General features: G+C 68.6%; 20 protein-coding genes and 1 pseudogene. 16 read left to right on the plus strand and 5 right to left on the minus strand.

The features are described from left to right. Window positions 1-11: 11 nt before the first annotated feature. The gene (locus OHA77_RS03395; protein ID WP_406316059.1) at window positions 12-968 is read right to left on the minus strand and encodes a glucosyl-3-phosphoglycerate synthase; all 957 of its coding nucleotides are present in this window, start codon (window positions 966-968) and stop codon (window positions 12-14) included. A gap of 128 nt (window positions 969-1,096) precedes the next feature. Here OHA77_RS03395 and OHA77_RS03400 point away from each other — a divergent pair, with 128 nt between their 5' ends. Further along, a complete protein-coding gene (locus OHA77_RS03400; protein WP_406316061.1) occupies window positions 1,097-2,842 on the plus strand; it encodes a hypothetical protein in 1,746 nt (581 codons plus the stop codon). On the opposite strand, the gene OHA77_RS03405 is transcribed toward OHA77_RS03400, so the two are convergent. After that, entirely contained in the window at window positions 2,827-4,296 is a 1,470-nt protein-coding gene (locus OHA77_RS03405) for a helix-turn-helix domain-containing protein (RefSeq protein WP_406316063.1), read from the minus strand. The genes OHA77_RS03400 and OHA77_RS03405 overlap by 16 nt on opposite strands. Window positions 4,297-4,537: 241 nt before the next feature. Here OHA77_RS03405 and aceA point away from each other — a divergent pair, with 241 nt between their 5' ends. The 3 genes from aceA (at window position 4,538) to OHA77_RS03420 (ending at window position 7,680) form a co-directional block, all read left to right on the plus strand. Next, entirely contained in the window at window positions 4,538-5,830 is a 1,293-nt protein-coding gene (aceA, locus tag OHA77_RS03410; RefSeq protein WP_326822122.1) for an isocitrate lyase, read from the plus strand. 309 nt (window positions 5,831-6,139) lie between these two features. Beyond that, a complete protein-coding gene (locus OHA77_RS03415) occupies window positions 6,140-6,703 on the plus strand; it encodes a PadR family transcriptional regulator (protein WP_406316064.1) in 564 nt (187 codons plus the stop codon). Beyond that, window positions 6,700-7,680, plus strand: a complete 981-nt coding sequence (locus OHA77_RS03420) for a hypothetical protein (RefSeq protein ID WP_406316066.1) — start codon at window positions 6,700-6,702, stop codon at window positions 7,678-7,680. The genes OHA77_RS03415 and OHA77_RS03420 overlap by 4 nt, the downstream gene beginning before the upstream one ends. A gap of 289 nt (window positions 7,681-7,969) precedes the next feature. On the opposite strand, the pseudogene OHA77_RS03425 reads toward OHA77_RS03420, so the two are convergent. Both OHA77_RS03425 and mihF read right to left on the minus strand, forming a co-directional pair. Next, a pseudogene (locus OHA77_RS03425) lies at window positions 7,970-9,013 on the minus strand (IS30 family transposase). Window positions 9,014-9,368: 355 nt separating this feature from the next. Then, window positions 9,369-9,677 carry an integration host factor, actinobacterial type gene (gene mihF / locus OHA77_RS03430; protein ID WP_326822119.1) on the minus strand — a complete coding sequence of 103 codons (309 nt, stop codon included), beginning with the start codon at window positions 9,675-9,677 and terminating at the stop codon, window positions 9,369-9,371. Between the two features lie 161 nt (window positions 9,678-9,838). Here mihF and OHA77_RS03435 point away from each other — a divergent pair, with 161 nt between their 5' ends. From OHA77_RS03435 to OHA77_RS03450, 4 genes are all read left to right on the plus strand, one after another. Beyond that, complete coding sequence (locus OHA77_RS03435; protein ID WP_326822118.1) at window positions 9,839-10,012, plus strand: hypothetical protein; 174 nt, start codon at window positions 9,839-9,841, stop codon at window positions 10,010-10,012. A gap of 338 nt (window positions 10,013-10,350) precedes the next feature. Further along, window positions 10,351-10,638 carry an HU family DNA-binding protein gene (locus OHA77_RS03440; protein ID WP_326822117.1) on the plus strand — a complete coding sequence of 96 codons (288 nt, stop codon included), beginning with the start codon at window positions 10,351-10,353 and terminating at the stop codon, window positions 10,636-10,638. A 588-nt stretch (window positions 10,639-11,226) separates the two neighbouring features. Continuing rightward, window positions 11,227-12,576 (plus strand): MFS transporter, encoded by a 1,350-nt coding sequence (locus OHA77_RS03445; protein WP_406316068.1) that lies wholly within the window; start codon window positions 11,227-11,229, stop codon window positions 12,574-12,576. Between the two features lie 21 nt (window positions 12,577-12,597). Further along, a complete protein-coding gene (locus OHA77_RS03450; protein WP_406316070.1) occupies window positions 12,598-13,797 on the plus strand; it encodes an NAD(P)/FAD-dependent oxidoreductase in 1,200 nt (399 codons plus the stop codon). Between the two features lie 39 nt (window positions 13,798-13,836). On the opposite strand, the gene OHA77_RS03455 is transcribed toward OHA77_RS03450, so the two are convergent. Then, window positions 13,837-14,763: a LysR substrate-binding domain-containing protein gene (locus OHA77_RS03455; RefSeq protein WP_406316071.1), complete on the minus strand. Its 927-nt coding sequence runs from the start codon at window positions 14,761-14,763 to the stop codon at window positions 13,837-13,839. A 74-nt stretch (window positions 14,764-14,837) separates the two neighbouring features. Here OHA77_RS03455 and OHA77_RS03460 point away from each other — a divergent pair, with 74 nt between their 5' ends. The 8 genes from OHA77_RS03460 (at window position 14,838) to OHA77_RS03495 (ending at window position 21,922) form a co-directional block, all read left to right on the plus strand. Then, on the plus strand, window positions 14,838-16,271 hold the full coding sequence (locus tag OHA77_RS03460) for a 2-hydroxymuconic semialdehyde dehydrogenase (RefSeq protein ID WP_406316073.1): 1,434 nt from the start codon (window positions 14,838-14,840) through the stop codon (window positions 16,269-16,271). 8 nt (window positions 16,272-16,279) lie between these two features. Then, the gene (locus OHA77_RS03465; protein ID WP_406316074.1) at window positions 16,280-17,089 is read left to right on the plus strand and encodes a 2-keto-4-pentenoate hydratase; all 810 of its coding nucleotides are present in this window, start codon (window positions 16,280-16,282) and stop codon (window positions 17,087-17,089) included. Further along, complete coding sequence (locus OHA77_RS03470; RefSeq protein ID WP_406316076.1) at window positions 17,086-17,823, plus strand: 2-keto-4-pentenoate hydratase; 738 nt, start codon at window positions 17,086-17,088, stop codon at window positions 17,821-17,823. The genes OHA77_RS03465 and OHA77_RS03470 overlap by 4 nt, the downstream gene beginning before the upstream one ends. Next, window positions 17,820-18,245 carry a RidA family protein gene (locus tag OHA77_RS03475; RefSeq protein ID WP_326822110.1) on the plus strand — a complete coding sequence of 142 codons (426 nt, stop codon included), beginning with the start codon at window positions 17,820-17,822 and terminating at the stop codon, window positions 18,243-18,245. Before OHA77_RS03470 ends, OHA77_RS03475 begins: the two co-directional genes overlap by 4 nt. Beyond that, window positions 18,242-18,784, plus strand: a complete 543-nt coding sequence (locus OHA77_RS03480) for a 3-hydroxyanthranilate 3,4-dioxygenase (protein ID WP_406316078.1) — start codon at window positions 18,242-18,244, stop codon at window positions 18,782-18,784. The genes OHA77_RS03475 and OHA77_RS03480 overlap by 4 nt, the downstream gene beginning before the upstream one ends. Beyond that, window positions 18,781-19,794 carry an amidohydrolase family protein gene (locus OHA77_RS03485; RefSeq protein WP_406316079.1) on the plus strand — a complete coding sequence of 338 codons (1,014 nt, stop codon included), beginning with the start codon at window positions 18,781-18,783 and terminating at the stop codon, window positions 19,792-19,794. Before OHA77_RS03480 ends, OHA77_RS03485 begins: the two co-directional genes overlap by 4 nt. 83 nt (window positions 19,795-19,877) lie before the next feature. After that, window positions 19,878-21,014 carry a carboxylesterase family protein gene (locus tag OHA77_RS03490; protein WP_406316080.1) on the plus strand — a complete coding sequence of 379 codons (1,137 nt, stop codon included), beginning with the start codon at window positions 19,878-19,880 and terminating at the stop codon, window positions 21,012-21,014. After that, entirely contained in the window at window positions 21,011-21,922 is a 912-nt protein-coding gene (locus OHA77_RS03495; RefSeq protein ID WP_406316082.1) for an acetaldehyde dehydrogenase (acetylating), read from the plus strand. The genes OHA77_RS03490 and OHA77_RS03495 overlap by 4 nt, the downstream gene beginning before the upstream one ends. Window positions 21,923-21,927 lie beyond the last annotated feature (5 nt).

Consider the following 21,927-nt stretch of genomic DNA (forward strand, 5'->3'; position numbering starts at 1 on the left):
GGCCCGGAAGGTCAGTCCGTGGCGTGGGAGCGGTATCCGGGGACGGTGATCATCGGGGGTCGCTCGGCGACGGCCACGTCGCGGACGGTCGGATGGTGACCGTTCGGACCCCGGCGGAACTGGGCCAGCCGTCGCGACGGGGTGTGCAGGGAGATCATCTTGTTCTGGCGTTCGAGACGGGACCAGGCGGTCTGCAGGATCTGGGCGGCCATGCCGCCCAGTGCCTCGGTCGACTGGTGGGAGTGGATGCGCTCGCCCAGGTCGACCTGGGCGAGGGCGTCGAGACCCGCGAGTTCGAGCAGGTCGATCAGCAGGCCCAGCTCCACGCCGTAGCCGGTGACGAACGGGACCTGTTCGAGCACGGACCGGCGTCCGGCGTACTCTCCCGCGAGAGGCTGCACGAATCCCGCCAGCGGTGGCCAGTGCAGGTTGAGCAGGGGCCGTGCGACGAGTTCGGTGACCCGGCCGCCGCCGTTCTGCACGTTCTGCAGCGGCCGGTCGTAGCAGCCCTTGACGTAGACCACGCCGGGATCGCCGAACAGCGGGCCGAGCAGCCCGGTCACGAACGACGTGCGGAACTCGCGCAGGTCTGCGTCGACGAAGACCAGCAGGTCGCCGGAGGTTACGGCGAGGGACTTCCAGAGTGCCTCCCCCTTGCCGTCCATCGGCTTCAGGTCGCCCAGGATCTCGTCCTGGGCGATCACCCTGGCCCCCGCCTGGGTGGCGCGTGCCGCGGTGTCGTCGGTGGAGCGGGAGTCGATGACCACCAGCTCGTCGACGAGTGGCACCGCCTCCATCAGATCATGCCGGATCGCGGCGACGATCTCCCCGACCGTCTCCCCCTCGTCGCGGGCGGGCAGCACCACGCTGACCGTCGTGTCCCCCTTGGCCTCCAGCAACCACGGCAACGGCCAGTCGTCCGATGATGAAGTGCGCCCACGCAGCCATGCCTCCACCTCAGGCAGCACGGCTCACCCTTTCCATCACCTCGGAACTCACGCCTATCACCCTATGTGGCACCGATTGTCACCGGGTACCTGAACCTGGTCCTCTCGGTAGATGGGAGGATCGGTCCAGACCGGAACGAGGGGGCGAAATGGACCCGGTGGCAGTGATGAGGGCGGCCCGTACCGTCCGTGACGAGCTTGACCATTTACTGGGCGAAGCTTCGGGGGAGCTACGGGAGCGCCTCGACCCGCTGCTGGCCGAGGGAGGCCGGCAGGAGCCGGAACCACTGGCCGACGCCGTCGTGATGCTCATCGCCCAGTACGGTCCCGCCTGGGAACGGTTCACCCAACTGCGCCACCTGGACGGTCAGGCCGCGGCCGAGGGACAGCCGGGCCCCGCTCCCCACGACCTGCCCCGTCCGGAGCAGGGATTTCAACCCCCGCACGGAGCACCACCCCCCGGACCGGGCACCCCACCCCCGCGCGGAGCACCACCCCCCGGACCGGATCGCGGCCCCTCGCTGCTCAACCGGCTGACCGGCGCCCTCCGGAGAAAGCGCGGGCAGCCGGCTCCGAGCGGGCCGGGATGGGAGGCGTTCCCGCTGATCGAGGTCCCCGGCGAGGTGGTCACGGGCTGGAGCGCCGAGGTCGAGGTGGGTCTCCTCCCCGGGCCCGCCCCCTCCCCCGAGAGCGGCGCGACCGCCGGCTCCGGCGGCCGGCCGGCTTCTTTCGGCCACGAGCCGGTCGATCTGGACATCCAGCTCATCGCCGAGGGGTTCGAGGCTCCCGGCGGATGGCGGGTACGGCTCCGCGTCGACGAGGCCTCGCCGTACCCGAAGGCGACGGTCCGGCTGGTCGCCCTCCCCCAGGAGCAGCAGGTGACCGCCCGGCAGATCCAGGCCGTCCACGCCGTCCGCGGCCAGGTGACCGGGTTCGGCGTGCGCGCGCTCGCGGTGCTCGGCTCCCCCGGTCTGATCGGCCAGGAGACCCTCGCGCAACCGGTCGCGGGGACCCGGGTACGGGTCGACACCGGGGAACCGGCGGACGTCACGGCGGTCATCGTCCACGGCGACCTGCCGGGACGGCTGTGGTGGACCTATCAGTCGCCGCACTTCATCACACCCGACCAGGCCGAGGTCTGCGACCTGGGGATGCGGACCTCCGAGTTCGGGCGGCACGTCACGGAGCAGGCGCAGGATGTCGAGGACATGGGCCGGCAGATCGCCTCGGCGATTCCCCGGGGTTTCTGGGAGCTGCTGAACGCGGTGGCCGGGCGGGTGGCTCCGCGCCACCCGAGCGTGCTGATCCTCTCCCAGGAGCCGCACATCCCCTGGGAGCTGGCGACGTTGGAACAACCGCTCGACCGGACCGTCCCCGCCCTGCTGAACTGCCAGACGGTGACCGGCCGCTGGCCTCTCGGCGGGCGGCGTCCGGAGCTGCCTCCGCCGACGCGCGCGCGGGGCGACAGCATGGCGGTCGTGCACGGCGGGACGGAGGCCCACCCGCTGGTCGCCGCCTACGGGGCCACCCAGGTCGCCCCCGCGTTCGGCGACGTACTGGCCATGCTCGGCAATCCGCCGGACATGATCCATTTCGCGGCCGGCAGTTCGGTGGCCGCGGAGCTGGGCCGGGGCATGGGCGAGGGGTCCTTCGTCTTCCTGGAGGATCCGGGAGACTGCCAGGCGTTCCTACTCGCGGGCGCGAGCGGGGCCGTCGCCCCGCTGTGGCCGGTCGACGACGGCCTGGCGCCCGAGTTCTACCGCCGTTGCCTGAGTGGGGAGCCCCCCGCCGAGGTGCTGCGCTCCCTGCGCTGCCTGGCCCCCGCGACAGGGGCCGCCTACCGGTTCTTCGGCCATCCGTCACTCACCCTGTCACGGGGTCACTCGGCGGCGTGACGCTCCAGGAAGGTGTAGACGTCCGCCTCGTCCACACCGGGGAAGGATCCCGGGGGCAGTGCGGCGAGGACGTGGGAGTTGCCGCGCGCCGAGGGCCAGGCGTAGCCCTCCCAGCGCTGGGTGAGCTCGGCGGGCGGGCGGCGGCAGCAGTCGCCGGTGGGGCATCCCGACCTGGTGTGGTGGGTGGTCTCCCTGCCGCGGAACCAGCGTGACTCGCGGTACGGCACGCCGAGGGTGATGGCGAAGTCGCGTTCCCGTGAGGGGTCGACGTGGGCGACGCAGAAGTAGGTGCCGGTCGGCGAGTCCGAGTACTGGTAGAAGACGGAGAACCTGTCCGGGGAGTGGAAGACCTGCCGCCCCGACCACTGCAGGCACATCCGCTGACCCTCGATGGCGCCCTGCTCGTCGGCGGGGAAGACGATGCCGTCGTTCTCGTAGGCCTTGTAGATGATCCCGCCGGCGTTGTTGCGGACGAAGTGACAGCTCAGGTCGAGGAAGTGGGTGGCCAGGTTGGTGAACCGGTGCGCGGCCATCTCGTAGGAGACGGCGAACACGTCCCTCAGGTCCTCCACGCTCAGTGCCCGGTCCTGTTTGGCCTCCCTCAGGTACGGTACGGCGGTGGCCTCGGGCACCAGCACGGCGGCGGCGAAGTAGTTGGCCTCGGTCCGCTGGCGGAGGAAGTCGGCGAAGTCACGAGGCTTGTGGTGGCCGAGGGCGAGGTGGCCGAGGGTCTGCAGCAGGATCGTGCGGGGGGTGTGCATGCCCAGCTGCTCGTGCTTGACGTAGATGCGCCGGTTGCGCAGGTCGGTGATGGAGCGGACGGTGCGGGGCAGGTCCTGGACCGTCTGAACGGTGTAGCCGAAGTGGGTGACCAGGGCTTGGACGGTGCTCTGCGACAGCGCGCCGGCGCGGTAGCCGACTGCGGAGAGCGCCTCGGCCGCCGCCTTCTCGATCTCCTCGAAGTAGTTGCCCCGTTCGCGCTGCATACGGCGGAGCTCGGCGTTGGCGACGCGCGCCTCCTCTGGGGTGGCGGTGCCCTTGGCCTGGCGTGAGCGCAGCTCGCCGTAGAGGCCCAGGATGTGTTCGAGCACGTCGTTGGGGACGCGTGCGGAGACCTTCAGTCTGGCCAGGCCGAGTCCGGCGTACAGCGGGTCGCGCTGCGCCTCCTCCAGTGCCATCTCCAGCTGGGCCCGGCGGCTCGGCGCCTGGCGGCGGAGCAGCTCCTCGACCGGCACGTTGAGCGCGGCGGCGAGGGACTTCAGCAGGGACAGCTTCGGCTCGCGCTTGCCGTTCTCCAGCAGAGAGAGCTGGCTCGGCGCACGGCTGACCCGTTCGCCCAGGTCAGAGAGGGTGAGCCCGCGCTGCTTACGCAGGTGTCTCAGGCGCTGACCGAACGCGATGAGGTCGAGCTCCTGCGTCAAGGACAGCGGTTCTTCACCGACCAGGGATGCCATACCACGATGCTAAACGAAATTTTGAGGGTTATTTCCGGCCTACCCTCCGCCGCTCGTCCCAATCGCCAAGATTGGTCTAGTCCATATCGCAAACTCTTAATTTCTTCTCTCTCCAATACCGACCAGTATTGGCAGAATCAGAAAAAAGGACGTTTTTTCGAGAAGATTGGCCTTGTTCACCCATTTCACCGGCGCGCACACTCAGAGCAAGGCACCCAGGGGACGACAAGGAGTGAAAAAGATGAATGATCGCCTCAAGGGAGCCGCAGACGAGCTGCGGCGCGAATGGGAGACCAACCCCCGCTGGCAGGGCACCGAGCGGACCTACACGGCCGAGGATGTCGTCCGGCTACGGGGCTCGGTCCAGGAGGAGCACACCCTGGCCCGGCTCGGCGCCGAGCGGCTGTGGAAGCTGCTCACCACCGAGGACTACGTGCACGCGCTCGGCGCGCTGACCGGCAACCAGGCCGTGCAGCAGGTCAGGGCGGGCCTGAAGGCGATCTACCTGTCCGGCTGGCAGGTCGCGGCCGACGCCAACCTCGGCGGGCAGACCTACCCGGATCAGAGCCTCTACCCGGCGAACTCGGTCCCGGCCGTCGTCCGCCGCATCAACAACGCGCTGCTGCGCGCCGACCAGATCACCTGGTCGGAGGGGGACGGCGACGCGCCGCACTGGCTGGCACCGATCGTGGCCGACGCCGAAGCGGGCTTCGGTGGCGTGCTCAACGCCTTCGAGCTGATGAAGGGCATGATCGCCGCAGGTGCGGCGGGCGTGCACTGGGAGGACCAGCTCGCCTCCGAGAAGAAGTGCGGCCACCTGGGCGGCAAGGTCCTGATCCCGACCGGCCAGCACGTCAAGACCCTCAGCGCGGCCCGCCTCGCGGCCGACGTACTGGGTGTCCCGTCTCTGATCATCGCGCGGACCGACGCCCAGGCCGCGACGCTGCTGACCACCGACGTCGACCCCCGGGACCAGGCCTTCACCACCGGCGAGCGCACCGCCGAGGGCTTCTACCGCGTCCGCAACGGCGTCGACTCCTGCATCGCCCGGGGTCTGGCCTACGCGCCCCACTCCGACCTGCTCTGGATGGAGACCTCCCTGCCGGACCTGGACGTGGCCCGCGAGTTCGCCGAGGCCGTCAAGGCCAGGTATCCCGACCAGATGCTGGCCTACAACTGCTCGCCCTCCTTCAACTGGAAGAAGCACCTGGACGACTCGACCATCGCCAAGTTCCAGCGCGAGCTCGGCCACATGGGATACAAGTTCCAGTTCATCACGCTGGCGGGCTTCCACTCGCTCAACCACTCGATGTTCAGTCTGGCCCAGGGCTACGCCACCGACGGCATGACCGCCTACGTCGAACTCCAGGAGGCCGAGTTCGCCGCCGAGGCGCGCGGCTACACCGCCACCCGCCACCAGCGCGAGGTCGGCACCGGATACTTCGACCTGGTCAGCACGGCCATCGCGCCGGACTCCTCCACCACGGCCCTGCGGGGCTCCACGGAGGAGGAGCAGTTCGAGAAGGCTCACTGACCCCTTCGGACCGCGTCCGCCCGGGACTTCCAGGGCATGGGAACCCCGGGCGGACGTGACGACCAGGTCGTCGGCCGAGGCCCCGCCGTACGGTCGGCGCATTCCAGGAGTCGTCGCAACACGGTGATCGGTTGCTGGCGACGAGAAGCCTAACGGGACGCTCGGCTGCAGTACCGCAGCCGAGTGTCCTTTCGCCGTTTGGCAGAGTCGCCCTCGCGCTGGTGCACGCGAGACGGAATGGACACACTCACCCGGCGAGTCGCAGACTTCCGCTCGCATATACCCGTATACGAATGATATTATTCGGGTATGCCATTGACCGCGGTGGACAATCCACTGACCCTGCGGCTGCTTGGCCTCCTGGTGGAGCAGCCGATGCACCAATACGCGCTGGCGGGCGCGCTCAACGAGCGCTATCCGTACCTGAACGCCAAGAGCGGCTCCGTCTACGCGCTCGTACGGTCGCTGGAGGTGGCCGGATGGGTGGCCCCGACCGGGGTCGAGCAGATGGGCAACCGCCCGGCGCGTACCGTCTACGCCCTGACCGATCAGGGCTGGAACGTCTTCAAGGAACGGGTGCGGCGGCAGATCCGCGAGGCCAAAGTGACCACCTCGGCGTTCGTGGACGCCCTGGCCTATCTCGGCGCGCTCGACCGAGCCGAGGCCCCGCGCGTGCTGCACGAGCGGCAGGAGTCGCTCGAGGAGCGGATCGCCGAGCTGGAACGGGCGAGCGACCCCGGCTTGCCGGAGATCACCATGATCGAGGTCGACTTCGTCCTGCACCAACTACGCGCCGAAGCGGAATGGATCCGCGTGCTGATCACGCGCATCGATCACGACGAGCTGGCATGGCCAGCGAAGGGACAGACATGAGCAGATTGACGTACGGCATCTACGCGGCCAACCAGGTGGCCGCCACGGCGGGCCCGCCGGACGACTCCGCGGCCATCGACGACCTGGTCGGCGGGCTAAGTGACGGACGGCCCTTCGTCGTCCGCGAATACATGCACTTCCTGGGAACGCCCGCAGACCCCGAAAAGGCACAGGTCCTGGCGCCCGAGCGGCGGATGCGCGAGCTGACCATGCCCGACCAGTGGTACAGCACAGGGAACCGCCAGCTCGACCTGGTCCTGTGCTACTTGCCCACCGAGCGCGACCTCGACGGCTGGCTGGCCTTCATCGAGCAGGCCGTTCACCGATACGGGGCTATCGCGCGCTTCCTGCAGATCACCCTGGAGCCGAATTTCAAACTGCCCTGGATCGACGGCAGTTCCCCCGGAGTCCTCGACGCCCTCACCACCGGGACGTGCCACGCCCGCCGCCTGCTTGACGCGGCCGGGCACCGTGACGTCCGGATCGGATTCTCCGTCGCCGAACCGCCCGAGTTCCTCGGCGGCGACGAGGAGTTCTGGGCGCACCTGGAGGCGCTCGCACCTGCGGACTTCGCAGCCCACGTCGACTACGTGGGCCTGGGGCTCTACCCGGACGCCTTCTCTCCCGTGCCCGAACCCGCCCTGGCCGGGCTCACCGAGCACGCACTGCGCCATCTGCGCGAGCAGAGCATGCCCCGCGCCCACCTCGGCCCGGACGTGCCCATTCACGTTGCCGAGAACGGCACCCCCACCGGGCCCGACCGCACGCCCGACGACCAGGCTGCCCGGCTCGACATCATGATCCGTACGGTGGCCGCCGCCGCCACGCGTTACAACGTCACTCACTACGAGCTGTTCGGCCTGCGTGACGCCGACTCATCCCGTGCCGAGCCGACCGCCCAACTTGGGCTGACCACCAGCGGCTACCAGCCCAAGCCCGCCTACGACGTCTACCGCAAGCTGATCGCCGAAAGCTGAGCGCGCCTCAACCCGTACCGTGCCAAGCGCGCGGTTATGGGCCGTTCAAGGTACTCGGGCCCTCAAATCCATGGCTCAAGATTCGCGGGACACGCCCTAAGGGCAAGACTGTGACGACTCTGAAAGCGCCGCGCAAAGGCACGTGACGGACGACCCGAGGACAGGGGCCGGGCGCCCCAGGTCACCGCTCCGCACCCGATTGCGCTCGCAGGCGGCATCATGGCCGCGACCGCCATCTCGCGCGCCGTCACCAACGTCCACGGACAAAACGCCTGGCCCAGGCCACGACCTAGTTGTCGGCGGCGAGTGATCTAACTAGACGCTCGGCTGGGGTATCCCAGCCGAGCGTCTTCCGAGGTCTGGCGTTCAATTCAGCGGCAACGGCGTCGAGATGCTCGCGGGTGTGAACGGACAGGTCGGTGCCTTTAGGGAAGTACTGGCGTAGCAAGCCGTTGGCGTTTTCGTTGGAGCCGCGCTACCAGGGGCTGGCCGGGTCGCAGAAGTAGACCGGGATGTCGGTGGCCATGGTGAAGGCGTGGTGGGCGCCCATTCACTGCCCTGATCCCAGGTCAGCGAGCGGGCGAGATGAGCCGGTAGCGTCTTGACGGTTTTGATCTGCGCTGCGGCCATCCGGCAGGTGGACGAGCATCACGTAACGGGTGCTGCGCTCGACCAGAGTGCCGATGGCGGAGCCGCCGTCCTTGCCAATGATCCAGTCACCCTCCCAATGCCCGGACACGGCGCGATCCTCCATCTCAGCCGGACGCTCGCTGAGCATGACCATGGGGTGGGTGAAGCGAGACTTGCGGCGAGCTGCCTGCCGGTGCGGTTGGCGACGGGTGCGCCCGCTGCGCAGAGCACGAGCGAGCTCGCGGCGAAGTTCCCCACGCCCTTGAACGTAGAGAGCCTGGTAAACCGTCTCGTGGACCACGTGGAGCTCCGGCCGCTCGGGAAAGTCCTTGCGCAGAGCTTGGCAGATCTGCTCAGGGCTCCACCGCCGGTCCAGGTGCTGCTGGATGAAGTCACGCAGCTCGGCATTCTGAGCGATCTTTCTGGGCTTGGGGCGAGGCCGGCGTGCTTCAGCCCGCGCTTGGGCGGCGTAGGGCCGATAGGCCCACTGGTTGCCACGCACATGCGTGCGGTTGCGCCTGATCTCTCGACTGATCGTGGACGGACTGCGGCCCAGCTCACGGGCGATCCGGCGGAGGGATGCCTTCTCACGCACCCGATCGGCGATGTGCAGGCGTTCGGCCTCGCACAGGTAGCGACCCGAAGCAGTGGCAACGGCCGCCCGCTCGCCGTGAGCGGGCGGCCGGAACGGGTTGGAGTCCATCCGGCCGTTGCGCCATTCACGCCCGGTTCGTTCATGAACGCCAACCCGCCGGGATGCTTCCCTGTTGCTGTAGCCCTGTTGCACAAGCCGGAAGTATTCCTCCCGCTCGGATCGGAGCTTCTTCGGCCCCTGCGCTGTTCGGTTCTTCCGGATCTTGAAGTCCATCGCATCCCCTGGGCTGGGATGTTGCGACGACATCTAGAACTTGCAGTCCCGTACGGCGGGGCCTCGCGCAGCCGTCAGCCGGCTCCTCCGAGCGGCCGCCCGGCTCCGGGGCGGCCACCGCCGCAACGATCGGCTCGCGCTGAGCGGTTCACACCGGCGCGGGCCTGCGGGACGGCCGGGGCCGGTCGCCTCAGCCGGTGACGGCCTCGATCAGCTTGCGGCGCTGCTGCGCGCCGAGGCCACCAAGACGACGGGCCTCGTCCACATCGGCCTCCTCCATGAGCTGGGCGGCCTTCACATTGCCAATGCCCGGCAGCGCGCGCAGGGCCTGCGACACCTTGATGCGCTTGGCGATGTCGTCGTCACGGCCGAGCAGCTGCTCAAAGCTCACAGATCCGGCCTTGACCTCGGCCAGAAGCTTGGCGCGGGCCGTACGGGTCTCGGCGGCCTTGGCAAGAGCGGCCTGACGCTGTTCGGGGGTTAGCTTGGGCAGAGCCATGTTGACTTCTCCTCAAATAATCGGATTAGGACGTCCTGTTACCCACAGCGACTCGGCTAATCATCGCCTAACTAGGGGAAAACGGCACGTCTGGCACAGACCACCACGATATGCCCAGACGGTTACCCCGGCCTTACCTGACTCTTCGTAGCCTCGACCTCATGGGTATCTGGGAAGGGCCTGACGGCATAGAAGTCGAAGCGATCATGCTCAGTGACCTGCCGTTTCTACGCGTGACCCAGCGGATCGGCGGACAGCGGGTCGTGCTGGCCTACTGCATGGACGTGCGCGACGTCGGACGGCTCGTGGACCTGGCCGAACTCGTCGCAGCCTGAAAGCCGGCCTCGGGACGGTCCGAGACCACAGCCGAGTCCCATCCGATCCGGACGTGAACCTCTGTGGCCCCTGGGACGTCGGAGTAGACAGGGAGGCCCGCATGGGAGTTCTGGACGGCCTCGTTGACGAAGTTCTCCGCTTGGAGCTTCTCCTCGTTGAGGCCCTGTACGAGGAGGCGGAACGGCTGGCCGCCCAGCCCGACCGCTGACCGCGGGTGTCCGCCGCCGCGGGGAGGCGGCGGACACCCCCGCACCGGGGCCGGGCCATTCCGGAATCTGGAAGAGCCCGGGAAGGACGGGGCTCGATGGACACGGCCGAAATAGCGTTAACTAGGCCAATGAACAAGCGCGAGCTGATCGAGAAGGCCGCGGCCGAGGCGGGGCTCAGCAGGCGGCAGACCGCCGCGGCCCTGGACGCGATCCTGGCAACCATCCAGACGGCCGTGGCGGCCGAGGAGAAAGTGGCGATCCCCGGTTTCGGGTCGTTCGAGATCGTGCACAAGCCGGCCCGGACCGGGCGCAACCCGCAGACCGGTGAGCCCCTGGAGATCGACGAGACCTGGACGGCGAAGTTCAAACCGAGTCCGGGGTTCATGGGCCTCATCCGCCAGCGCAAGAAGGACTGACCGCTCAGCGGCGGCATCGTGGTTTCGGTTGTAGATCCAGCGAGGTAGCGCCCGACCTGCACTAACGGAAAGACGGTTCAGCCCGACCCGCCCGGCCCACCACACGATCCCGCTAGATGATCAATGGAGTGGCGGCTTGCCGTAGCCATGGGAGTTCCAGACCTACGTGAGCCGGGAGATCCTCGCCGGATGCCGGAAGAACGTCGATCCCAAAATGGGACAAACGATGCCAAAGTAACCATTGAGGCTATTGCCTCCTAATCGTCCACCGGATACCGGTGGCCTTCTCAAACACCATCTTCCTGGACGCGGCCCGTCCGGATTGCACCTCTCAAGAGACCCGACCCCTCACCCCGCCCTCTCCCGGGCCGTCGCCGACCGGCCGAAGAGGCCGCCGACCCGCCTCGTACGAGTACGGCGATCAGCTCGGGGTGAGCCCCGCTATGCGAATCCCGGCATACCTCGACCGGAAAAAGTTATTTGACCCGCATAGCGCGTGCTCGCAAACTATCACCAATATCCGACTCGGTGGATCAGGGGGCGGCGTCAGCCGTATGAGTCGCGTCATCCAATGGGAAGGCCAGGCCAATGCCAGAATCCGTCGACCTCCGGACGCAGGCCATCTCGCATACGAAACCGAATAGGGTCGCGATCGCCAGTCTGATCGGTACGACTCTCGAGTGGTACGACTTCTATCTGTACGGCACTGCAGCGGTATTGGTATTCAACAAACAATTCTTCGCATCCCTCAGCCCGGCCGCCGGAACGCTTGCCGCATTCGCAACGTTCGCCGTCGGATTCCTGGCGAGGCCGATCGGCGGAATCGTTTTCGGCCATTTCGGTGACCGGATCGGAAGAAAGAGGATTCTGATCGTATCCCTGCTCGGCATGGGAATGAGTTCGGCACTCATCGGGGCCCTGCCCACCTACGCCGAGATCGGCATCTGGGCGCCGGCTCTGCTGGTGGCGCTGCGCCTGCTGCAGGGTGCCGCCCTGGGCGGTGAGACGAGCGGCGCGGTCCTCATGTCCGTGGAGCATGCACCGGGCGGGCGCGGCAACCTGTTCGGCGGATTCCCGCAGATGGGCGTGCCGGCGGGGCTGGTGCTGGCGAACCTGGCCTACTACCTGACGACTTGGCTGTCCTCGCCTGAAGCGTTCGCCGCCTGGACGTGGCGGGTGCCGTTCCTGATGAGTGGCCTGCTCATCGTCGTCGGGCTGGTGATTCGGCTGCGCATCTCCGAATCGCCTTCCTTCAGCGCCGCACAGGAGAAGAGCGAGATCATCCAGATGCCGCTCTTGGCGGCGCTCAAGGAGCACTGGGCGCGGATCATCGCCATCGTGCTGATGGTCACGGCAGCGTCGAGCTGTTCGTACGTCTTCACGGTGTTCTCACTCTCCTACGGCAAGAGCCGGGGACTGGACGGGGAACTGCTCCTGCTCGGCATCACCTGCGGCAGCCTGCTGTGGCTGACCTCGATCCCCTTCTGGTCCCGCGCCGCCGACGTCCACGGGCGCCGCAAGGTGTTCCTCTTCGGGTCGGTCATGCTGCTGGTCGGAGCGGTCGTCTATTTCCCTCTCTTCAACATGGGCACGGCCGTCGCGATCGTCGGCGCATTCTTGGTGATGGCGCTCACCACTCCCATTTCTCATGCCCTGCAAGGCAGCATCATGGCTGACGTCTTTCCCGCGGCGATGCGCTACTCCGGCATGGGAATAATTCTCGGGCTGGGCTCGCTGATCGGCGGGACCGCGCCTCTCATCGCGAGCGCTCTATTCGCCGCCAACCAGTCGACTTTTCCCATCACCGTATATCTCTCGGTCGTGTGCTCGGTCAGTCTGATCTCCGCCGTCATATTGTTCCAGATCGCACCGAAAATCGATCGAGGACAGTACGTCAACGCATCGGACCTCGTTCCCGAAGCCAATACGGCAAGCTGAACAGCAAGGAAAGGAAATTTCATGACGGACATACTTGTGATCGGCGGCGGATTCGCCGGGATGTGGAGTGCCGCAGCGGCCGCCCGGGTCCGCGAGGAGAGCGGAGCCGACCTGTCGATCACCTTGATCGCCCCGGGCGACGACCTGGTGATCCGCCCGCGGCTCTACGAGCCGGACCCGCACGAGCTGAGCGTTCCGCTGAGCAGGGTACTGAAGCCGATCGGCGTCGAGCACGTCACCGCCATGGTCTCCGACATCGACACGGCGAACCGCACCGTGACAGCGACCGACCGCGGCGGCCGGTCGCACACGTTCGGCTACCAGCGGCTGATCCTGGCGGCTGGCAGCCGGTTGCGGCAGGCGGACGTCCCCGGTGCCGAATTGCTCCACAACGTGGACACGCTGGAGGCCGCCGTCGCGCTCGACCGGCACCTGCACGAGCTGCCAGACGGCCCCGGCAGCCGTACGGTCGTCGTCGTGGGCGCCGGATTCACCGGAGTCGAGGTGGCCACGGAGCTGGTGGGCAGGTTGGCAGCCCTCCCCGTCCACGGCGAGCGGCCGCGCATCGTCCTGGTCGAGCGAGCCGATGAGATCGGCCCGGAGCTGGGCGCCGGACCGCGCCCGGCCATCACGGCCGCGCTGGCCGAACTGGGCGTCGAGGTGCGCCTCAGCCAGGCCGTGGCGTCGATCGCGCCGGACGCCGTCCGGTTGACCGACGGCACGGAGCTGGCCGCCTGTACGGTCGTCTGGACGGCCGGCATGCAGGCGAGCCCGCTGACCGAGCAGATCGAGGGGCGGCGCGACAACCTGGGACGCCTGTACGTGGACGGGCAGCTCGCGGTTCCCGAGGCGCCCGGCGTCTATGCGGCCGGCGACACGGCCGCGGCGACCGCGGAGGCGGGTCAGCTCGTCCTGCAGTCCTGCCAGCATGCCATCCCACTCGGCAAATACGCCGGGTATAACGCCGCAGCGGATCTGCTCGGCCTGTCGCAGGCCACGTTCAGCCCGGCGCCGTACGCCACCTGCGTCGATCTCGGTCCGGCCGGCGCGGTGCTCACCAGCGGCTGGGAGCGTACGGTCCAGAGCGTCGGCGAGGCGGCCAAGCAGCGCAAGATGGCCACGAACCGCGAGCGGATCTACCCACCCGTCGACGACGCCGCGGAGATCCTGCGCGCCGCCGACTTCCGTGTGGGCGTGCGCCCGACCGGCGCCCGCATCTGAGGAACGGAAATGAGTCCCCGGCCCACATCCGCCGGGGACTCACGCGTGGAGGCGATCAGCCTGCCGCTGCAGGTAGGACAGCATGGCCTTGCCCGATGGAGTCAGGGCGCGGGCGCCGGGCAGCGTCACCCCCACCGAACGGCGTACCGACGGCAGCGGAACCGGCAACTCGACGATTCGGTCGTCGTTCCTGACGAACAGCGCCGGCAACGCGGCGATCATGTCGGTCTCGACCAGCAGCGCGCGGATCGTCAGGATGGACGTGCATTCCGTCCGGTCACGCGGCAGCGACAGGCCCTCGTGGTGGAACACCTGCTCCAGCTCCTGGCGCAGCGAGGTCTGCTCCAGCGGGAGTATCCAAGGGTAGTCGAGCAGGTCCGACAGCACACGCGCCCGTCCGGCCGGATGCCCGGAGCGGGCGACGAGCAGCACCGGCTCGTTGTAGAGCGGAACCTGGCGCAGTCCTGAACGGTCGTCGATGGGGTTGAGACGGCCGAGGATGAGGTCGATGTCGCCGCCGACCAGTTGGGGCACGAGCGAGTCGAACGTACCCTCCCTGACCACCACGGTGATGCCCGGGCGATCGGCCTTGAGCGCGGCGATGGAGCGGGGCAGCAGCACGTTCGTGGCGGCCAGAAGGGTGCCGATGGTGACGATGCCCGCGGCGCCGTCGACCAGGCCCGCGATGCGCTCACCGGCTCTGCGCAACTCGGCCTGTACGGCGCGGGCATGTTCGATGAACGCCTCGCCGAACAGGGTGGGCGTGACACCGCGTGGTCCCCGTACGAACAGCTCCACCCCGAGGATGTCCTCCAGTTCCCGCAACCCCCGGGTGACGGCGGGCTGCGCAAGGTGCAGGTGTTCGGCGGCGCGTAGGACGCTGCCCTGTTCGGCGATAGAGGTGACGAGCACGAGGTGCCGGAGTTTGAGCCGGCCGCTCAGCAGATTCAGAGGGAGAGATGACATATAACGAAATATACATACCAAAAGGGAGATCAGGTATTAGACTGGTATCTCGGGAAGTTAGCACAATGGTGACCATGAAGCCCGCGCACTACGTCAACGGCGCCTTCACGGTGGCAGGGACGCCGTTCCCACTGTGTTCCCCCGTAGACGGCCAAGAGATCGGCACCGTGCCCGAAGCCTCGCGCGAAACCGTGGACGAGGCTGTAAACGCCGCCAGGGCCGCCTTCCAGGGGGCCTGGGGACAGACCGGCACCGAGGAGCGATGCGCTTATCTGCGACGCATCGCCGACGGGATCGAGGCCAGGTTCGAGGAGTTCGTCGCGGCTGAGGTCGCCGACACCGGCAAGCCGCGTGAGCTGGCCGCCACGGTGGACATCCCGCGCGCCATCGGTAACTTCCGCGCCTACGCCGACCTCGCCTACGGCCTTTCCGGACGTGCCTACCCCACGAGCGTCCCCGCGTGGAGCGGCAGCGGCCAGGCACTCAGCTACACCGTGCGCCGCCCGGTCGGGGTCGTGGCCATCATCGCCCCGTGGAACCTGCCACTGCTGCTGCTCACGTGGAAGGTCGCCCCCGCGCTCGCGGCGGGCAACGCCGTCGTGGCCAAGCCGTCGGAGGAGACCCCTTCGACGGCGACCCTGCTGGCCGAGGTGATCGACGCAGTAGGCCTGCCGCCGGGCGCGTTCAACCTCGTCCACGGCCACGGCGCGAACGCGGCGGGCGAGCACCTGACCGCGCACCCGGGCGTGGACGCGATCGCCTTCACCGGCGCCTCGGCCACCGGCAGCGCCATCATGCGCAACGCCGCCGCACACGTCACGCCGCTCTCGTTCGAGTTGGGCGGCAAGAACCCGGCGCTCGTCTTCGCCGACGCCGACCTGGAGCGAGCCGTCGAGGGCACGCTGCTCTCCAGCTTCACCCACTCCGGCCAGATCTGCCTGTGCACCGAGCGCGTCTACGTGCAGCGTCCCATCTTCGGCGCCTTCGTGGACGCGCTGGCCGAACGGGCCCGCCAACTGGACGGTTACGGGCCGATGATCTCGGCCGAGCACCGCGACAAGGTGTTGTCCTACTACCGCCTGGCGGTCGAGGAAGGTGCGACGGTGCTGGCGGGCGGAGGCGTCCCCGTGTTCGGCGACGCCCGCGACGGCGGTTACTACGTCGAGCCCACCGTCATCACCGGGCTGCCGCAGACTGCGCGCACGGTCCGCGAAGAGATCTTCGGACCCATCTGCCATGTCGCGCCGTTCGACGAGGAGGACGAGGCGATCCGGCTGGCCAACGACAGCCCGTACGGACTGGCCGCCACGGTATGGACCAACGACCTGTCGCGTGCCCACCGCGTGGCGCCCCGGATCGACGCCGGGATCGTCTGGGTGAACTGCTGGAACCTGCGAGACCTGCGCACCCCCTTCGGCGGTGTGAAAGCCTCCGGCATCGGCCGCGAGGGCGGCGAGCACTCCCTCGACTTCTTTTCCGAGCCCGTGAACGTGTGCGTCAAGATATGAGGCCCCAGGTGACTTCGGCGACAGACCCTCTGCAGACCGCCGCCACGCGGCTGCTGGAGGCTTACAGTTCCGGCCGCCCCTGCGAGCCGGTCCGCGACCTGATCGACGGCGTCGAGGCGGCCTACGCCGTGCAGAGCCTGCTGACCAAGCACTGGCTGGGCGAAGGCAGGCGGCTCACCGGACGCAAGATCGGACTGACCAGCAAGGCCGTGCAGAAGCAACTCGGCGTCGACTCGCCCGATTTCGGCATGCTCTTCGCCGACATGGCGGTGCCGGACGGCGAGGACATCCCCGTCGGCGCGGTGCTACAGCCGCGCGCCGAAGCCGAGGTCGCGCTCGTGCTCGACCGTGACCTGCCCCACGAGCGGCACACGGTCGCCGACGTGATCCGCGCCACCGCGTTCGCGCTGCCCGCCATCGAGGTGGTCGGTAGCCGCATCCGCGACTGGGACATCACCCTGACCGACACCGTCGCCGACAACGCCTCGGCAGGCGTCTACGTGCTCGGCACCCGTCCGGTTCCGCTGCGCGACCTCGATCTGCGGATGGCCGGAATGGTCGTCGAGCGACGCGGCGAGCAGGTGTCCTCCGGTGTCGGGGCGGCCTGCCTCGGCCATCCCCTGCACGCCGCGGTGTGGCTGGCCGACACGCTCGCCGCGCTGGGACGGCCGCTCCGCGCGGGCGACACCGTGCTGACCGGCGCGCTCGGCCCGGTCATCCCGGTGCGGCCAGGTGACGTGCTGGAAGCCCGGATCGACGGGCTCGGCGATGTCCGCGCGGCCTTCGCCATCGATGACCACGCCAAGGAGGAAGTGTGAAGGCACTCGCCGAACTTTTGGACGAGGCCGCGCTGACCGGGCACGCCATCCCCCGGCTGACCGCCGTGACGGACCTCAGCGTGCCGGCAGCCTACGAGGTGCAACGCGCCCTGAACGAGCGGCGGCTGGCTCGCGGCGAACGCGTCATCGGCGTCAAGATGGGCTTCACCAGCGCCGCCAAGATGCTCCAGATGGGCGTCGACGACGTCATCTGGGGCCTGCTCACCGACGCCATGCTCATCGAGTCACGCCTTGACCTGAAGGGCCTGATACACCCGCGGATCGAGCCGGAGATCGCCTTCCTGATCGAGCGGCCGATACGAACGCCGGCCGACGCGGTCGCCGCCGTCGGCGCCGTCGCTGTGGGCTATGAGGTGCTGGACTCGCGCTACGAGGACTTCAACTTCACCCTGCCCGACGTCGTCGCCGACAACGCCTCGGCCAGCGGCTTCGGCCACGGCCCCTGGCATCGTCTCCGGGACGTCGCCAACCTCGGCCTGATCATGGAAATCGACGGCCGGCCGGTGGCGAGCGGCTCGTCGGCGGCCATCCTCGGCGATCCGCTGCGGTCGTTGACCGCGGCGGCCAGACTGGCGCACGCCGGCGGCATCGAGCTCCAACCCGGCTGGATCGTACTGGCGGGAGCGGCCACGGCCGCCGTCCCGCTACCCGCCGGCGCGCACGTACGCGTCAGCGCCGCCGGTCTCGGCCACGTGGAGGTGACGACCCGATGAGCGACGCACTGCTGGTAACGGGCAAGGCCCGTCCACGCGGCAAATTCCCGCACGTCAAACGGGCAGGCGAGTTCGTGTTCGTCTCCGGTACGAGCTCCCGCCGTCCCGATGGCTCCTTCGTGGGAGCGAGCGCGGACGAAATGGGCACGCCGACCCTGGACATCCGCGAACAGACCAGAGCGGTGATCGAGAACATCGCCGATCTGCTGGCCGCCGCCGGCGGCGGACTATCCGATGCGGTCAGCGTGACCACGTACCTGGTCAACATGAACGACTTCGGCGGCTACAACGAGGTCTACGGCGAGTACTTCGACGAGAGCGGCCCCGCCCGCACAACCGTCGCCGTCCACCAGCTGCCGCACCCGCACCTGCTGATCGAGATCTCCTGCGTCGCCCACATACCCCGAAGGAGCCCGCGATGATGCCTCCGTTCAACCTCCACAAGTGGATCGACGAACACCAGGAACTGCTGAAACCGCCGGTCGGCAACGTCCAGATCTGGACCGACGCCGATCTCATGGTCACGATCGTCGGCGGTCCCAACCAGCGCACCGACTTCCACGTCGACCCCATCGAGGAGTTCTTCTACCAGATCAAGGGCGGCATGGTGCTGCGGGTCATGGAGGAGGAGGGCAAGCCGCCCGTGGACCTCCAGATCGGGGAGGGCGACGTCTTCCTGCTGCCGCCCCACGTGCGGCACTCGCCGCAGCGGCCGGTCCCCGGCTCGATCGGCCTGGTCGTGGAGTACACCCGCCCCAAGGGCGACCTGGACGCCTTCGAGTGGTACTGCATGAACTGCCATCACCTTGTCAAGCGGGCCGAGGTGCAGCTGCGGTCGATTGTGGAGGACCTGCCACCGATCTTCCGCGCCTTCTACGAGGGCGAGCGCACGTGCCCGCACTGCGGCGCCGAGCACCCCGGCAAGGATTGGCCGGACCACCTGCGGCCGGTGGTCCGGTGACGCTGATCGACATACACGCGCACGTCTTCCCGAAGATCTCCCGTACGGAGGCCAGGATGCTCGCCGGCGCGGGCGAGCCGTGGTTGCGCGACGGCATGATGATGAGCGGTGAGGACGACTACCGCCCGGTCACGCCGGAGCTGTGGGACGCCGAGGCACGCCTGGCGGCCATGGACAGGATCGGCGTGGATGTCCAGGCCGTCTCCTCGACGCCGCTGCTGTTCGGCTACGCGGCGAACGGCGAGCGCGCAGCCGAATGGTGCGCGATGGTCAACGAACGCGTCCTCGCCCACTGCGCCCAGGCCCCTGAACGGTTGATTCCGCTGTGCCAGGTCCCGTTGCAGGACATGAACCTGGCCGTCAAGACGGTCATGGAGGCCAAGTCCGCCGGGCACCGGGGCGTGCACATCGGCAACCACGTCGGCACTCGCAATTTAGATGACTCGGACATCCTCGCGTTCTTGGAGCACTGCGCCCGCGAGGACATGCCGGTCCTCGTGCACCCCTGGGACATGCTCGGCACCGACCGGATGCACGGCCACATGCTGTCGTGGCTGGTCGGCATGGCGGCGGAGACGCAGCTGAGCATCCTGTCGCTGATGCTCTCGGGCGCGTTCGAGTCGCTGCCTCGATCGTTGCGGCTGTGCTTCTGCCACGGCGGCGGCAGCTTCGCCTACCTGCTCGGGCGGGCCGACAACGCCTGGCACCGGCGCGACATCGTCCGCGCGGACTCGCCCCGGCCGCCGTCGGCCTACACCAACCGCTTCTACGTCGACTCTGCCGTGTTCGACCCGCGTGCCCTGCGGCTGCTGGTCGAGGTGATGGGCGCGGAACGGGTCATGCTCGGCACCGACTTCCCCTTCCCGCTGGGGGAGCGGGAACCGGGAGCCGTGGTCCGGGACTGCCCGCAACTCGACGACGACGAGCGGGCCGCCATCCTCGGCGGCAACGCCGCCGCCTTCCTCGGGCTGCGGGAGTTCGCGTCCCCGCGCCTTGGGCGGCGGGAATGAGCCTCGCGCGACAGGCATGCTCTCCGGGGCCGGCTCTCGCGCACACCCACCTGGGGACCCTCCGCGGGGTTCGGTCCGATGGGGTGAGCGCGTTCAAACGGATCCGTTACGCGGCTCCCGCGCGCAGGCTCGCCGCACCGGAGCCCGCCCTGCCGTGGCCGGGCGTGCGGGATGCCCGGACGCCGTGCCCGCCGGCCCCTCAGCGATCCGGCCGGATGGCCTGGGTGCCCGGCCTGGAAATCGACCCGAAGTCCAGCAGCGAGGACTGCCTGTTCCTGAATGTTTGGACGCCGTCCTGCGACGGGCGCCTACCGGTGCTGGTGTTCCTGCACGGTGGCGCCTTCGTGTCCGGTTCCGGCGCCCAGCCGATGTATGACGGCACCGCGCTCGCCCGCGACCATGGCCTGGTCGTGGTAACCGTCAACTACCGGCTGGGCCTGCCCGGTTTCTGGTACGGCGACGGCGTTCCTGCCAACCTGGGGCTGCGCGACCAGATCGCCGCGCTGGAGTGGGTACGCGATGGCATCGCCGCCTTCGGCGGGGATCCCGGCCGGGTCACCCTGGCCGGCCACTCCGCGGGCGGTACCTGCGTACTGGCCCTCATGGCGTGCGCACCGCCGGGACTGTTCTCCAAGGCGGCGGCGATGAGCCCCGTTCCGTACGGCTTCCGCACACCCGGTCAGGCCGCGGCCTGGACGCAGGCAGCACAGGCGGCACTCGGCGCGGACCCCTCCCACGCGCCGATCGCAGAGTTACTGGCCGCTGAGGAAGCGGCTGTGCAGGCGTGTGCGCCCGCCGGTGGTGTGCTGCCTGTGGCGCCTGTCGTGGACGGCGACCTGCTCGGTGTCCATCCCATGGAGGCGATCCGCTCGGGCGCCGCCGCAGCGGTGCCACTCCTTGTGACGACGACGGCCGAGGAAACCAGGTTGTTCACCGCCATCGGTCAGCGCGGCCTGGACGACGGGAAGATCTTCGTCGGCCCCGCCGAAGAGGTCGTCACGTTCCACCGAGGTACCGCCAGGCACCTGGTGTGCCGGCACCGCTCACCCATGAGCTACGGCGGGATCGCCCTGGGCGCGTGTCATCTCGTGGACGTGCCCCTCTATTTCGGCACCCACGGGAGCCCGCTGACAGGGGCGGGCCCGGATGTGGATGAGTTGGCACGCTCGATGAGCACTGAGTTCGCCCGGTTCTGCCGCGGCGGGAAAGAGGAGGTATGAGCAGAGCCAAAATCGCGATCATCGGCTCGGGCAACATCGGCACCGACCTGATGATCAAGGTGATGAGGACATCGCAGACGCTGGAGGTCGCCGCCCTGGCCGGGATCGACCCCGGCTCCGACGGCCTGGCCAGAGCACGGCGGCTCGGCGTGCAGACCACGAGCGAAGGCGTCGAGGGCCTGATCGGACTGCCCTGCTTCGAGGAGGTCTCGGTGGTGCTCGACGCCACCTCCGCGGGCGCTCACCGGCGCAACTACGCCGCCCTGCGCACCCACGGCAAACAGGTCGTCGACCTGACACCCGCCGCCGTCGGCCCGTATGTGGTACCGGCGGTCAACCTGGACAGCCATCACCTGGGTTTGCCCAATGTCAACATGGTGACGTGCGGAGGACAGGCCACTGTGCCGATCGTCGCCGCCGTTTCCCGCGTGGCACCCGTCCGCTACGCCGAGATCGTCGCGTCGATCGCCTCGAAGTCGGCCGGTCCCGGCACCCGGGCCAACATCGACGAGTTCACCGAGACCACCGCCCGCGCCCTGGAGCAGGTCGGCGGCGCGAGTCGCGGCAAGGCGATCATCGTGCTCAACCCAGCCGAGCCTCCGGTCATCATGCGCGACACCGTGTACTGCCTCGTCGAAGCCTGTGACGAGGCCGCGGTCGCCGCGTCGGTCAAGCAGATGGTCGCCGCGGTCAGCGCGTACGTGCCGGGCTACCGGCTCAAACAGGAAGTGCAGTTCCGGCCGGTCGCGGCCGATGACCCGCTGGCCGACCTCGGCGGCGAAGGCCTGCTCGTCTCGGTATTCCTCGAGGTCGAGGGCGCCGCCCACTATCTCCCGGCATACGCCGGGAACCTGGACATCATGACATCAGCGGCTCTGCACGTCGCGGAGAGGATGGCTCTTCGATGAATCCG

This window comes from Streptosporangium sp. NBC_01639, assembly GCF_045209755.1.
Lineage (GTDB): Bacteria > Actinomycetota > Actinomycetes > Streptosporangiales > Streptosporangiaceae > Streptosporangium.

Excerpts from the sequence above, each read along its gene's own strand:
- OHA77_RS03405 (WP_406316063.1), bottom strand. The coding sequence starts at position 4,296 with ATGGCATCCCTGGTCGGTGAAGAACCGCTGTCCTTGACGCAGGAGCTC.
- OHA77_RS03480 (WP_406316078.1), top strand. The coding sequence starts at position 18,242 with ATGATGCCTCCGTTCAACCTCCACAAGTGGATCGACGAACACCAGGAA.
- OHA77_RS03415 (WP_406316064.1), top strand. The coding sequence starts at position 6,140 with ATGCCATTGACCGCGGTGGACAATCCACTGACCCTGCGGCTGCTTGGC.
- OHA77_RS03435 (WP_326822118.1), top strand. The coding sequence starts at position 9,839 with ATGGGTATCTGGGAAGGGCCTGACGGCATAGAAGTCGAAGCGATCATG.
- OHA77_RS03455 (WP_406316071.1), bottom strand. The coding sequence starts at position 14,763 with ATGTCATCTCTCCCTCTGAATCTGCTGAGCGGCCGGCTCAAACTCCGG.
- OHA77_RS03450 (WP_406316070.1), top strand. The coding sequence starts at position 12,598 with ATGACGGACATACTTGTGATCGGCGGCGGATTCGCCGGGATGTGGAGT.
- mihF (WP_326822119.1), bottom strand. The coding sequence starts at position 9,677 with ATGGCTCTGCCCAAGCTAACCCCCGAACAGCGTCAGGCCGCTCTTGCC.
- OHA77_RS03400 (WP_406316061.1), top strand. The coding sequence starts at position 1,097 with ATGGACCCGGTGGCAGTGATGAGGGCGGCCCGTACCGTCCGTGACGAG.
- OHA77_RS03440 (WP_326822117.1), top strand. The coding sequence starts at position 10,351 with ATGAACAAGCGCGAGCTGATCGAGAAGGCCGCGGCCGAGGCGGGGCTC.
- OHA77_RS03445 (WP_406316068.1), top strand. The coding sequence starts at position 11,227 with ATGCCAGAATCCGTCGACCTCCGGACGCAGGCCATCTCGCATACGAAA.
- OHA77_RS03495 (WP_406316082.1), top strand. The coding sequence starts at position 21,011 with ATGAGCAGAGCCAAAATCGCGATCATCGGCTCGGGCAACATCGGCACC.
- OHA77_RS03475 (WP_326822110.1), top strand. The coding sequence starts at position 17,820 with ATGAGCGACGCACTGCTGGTAACGGGCAAGGCCCGTCCACGCGGCAAA.
- OHA77_RS03420 (WP_406316066.1), top strand. The coding sequence starts at position 6,700 with ATGAGCAGATTGACGTACGGCATCTACGCGGCCAACCAGGTGGCCGCC.
- aceA (WP_326822122.1), top strand. The coding sequence starts at position 4,538 with ATGAATGATCGCCTCAAGGGAGCCGCAGACGAGCTGCGGCGCGAATGG.
- OHA77_RS03460 (WP_406316073.1), top strand. The coding sequence starts at position 14,838 with ATGAAGCCCGCGCACTACGTCAACGGCGCCTTCACGGTGGCAGGGACG.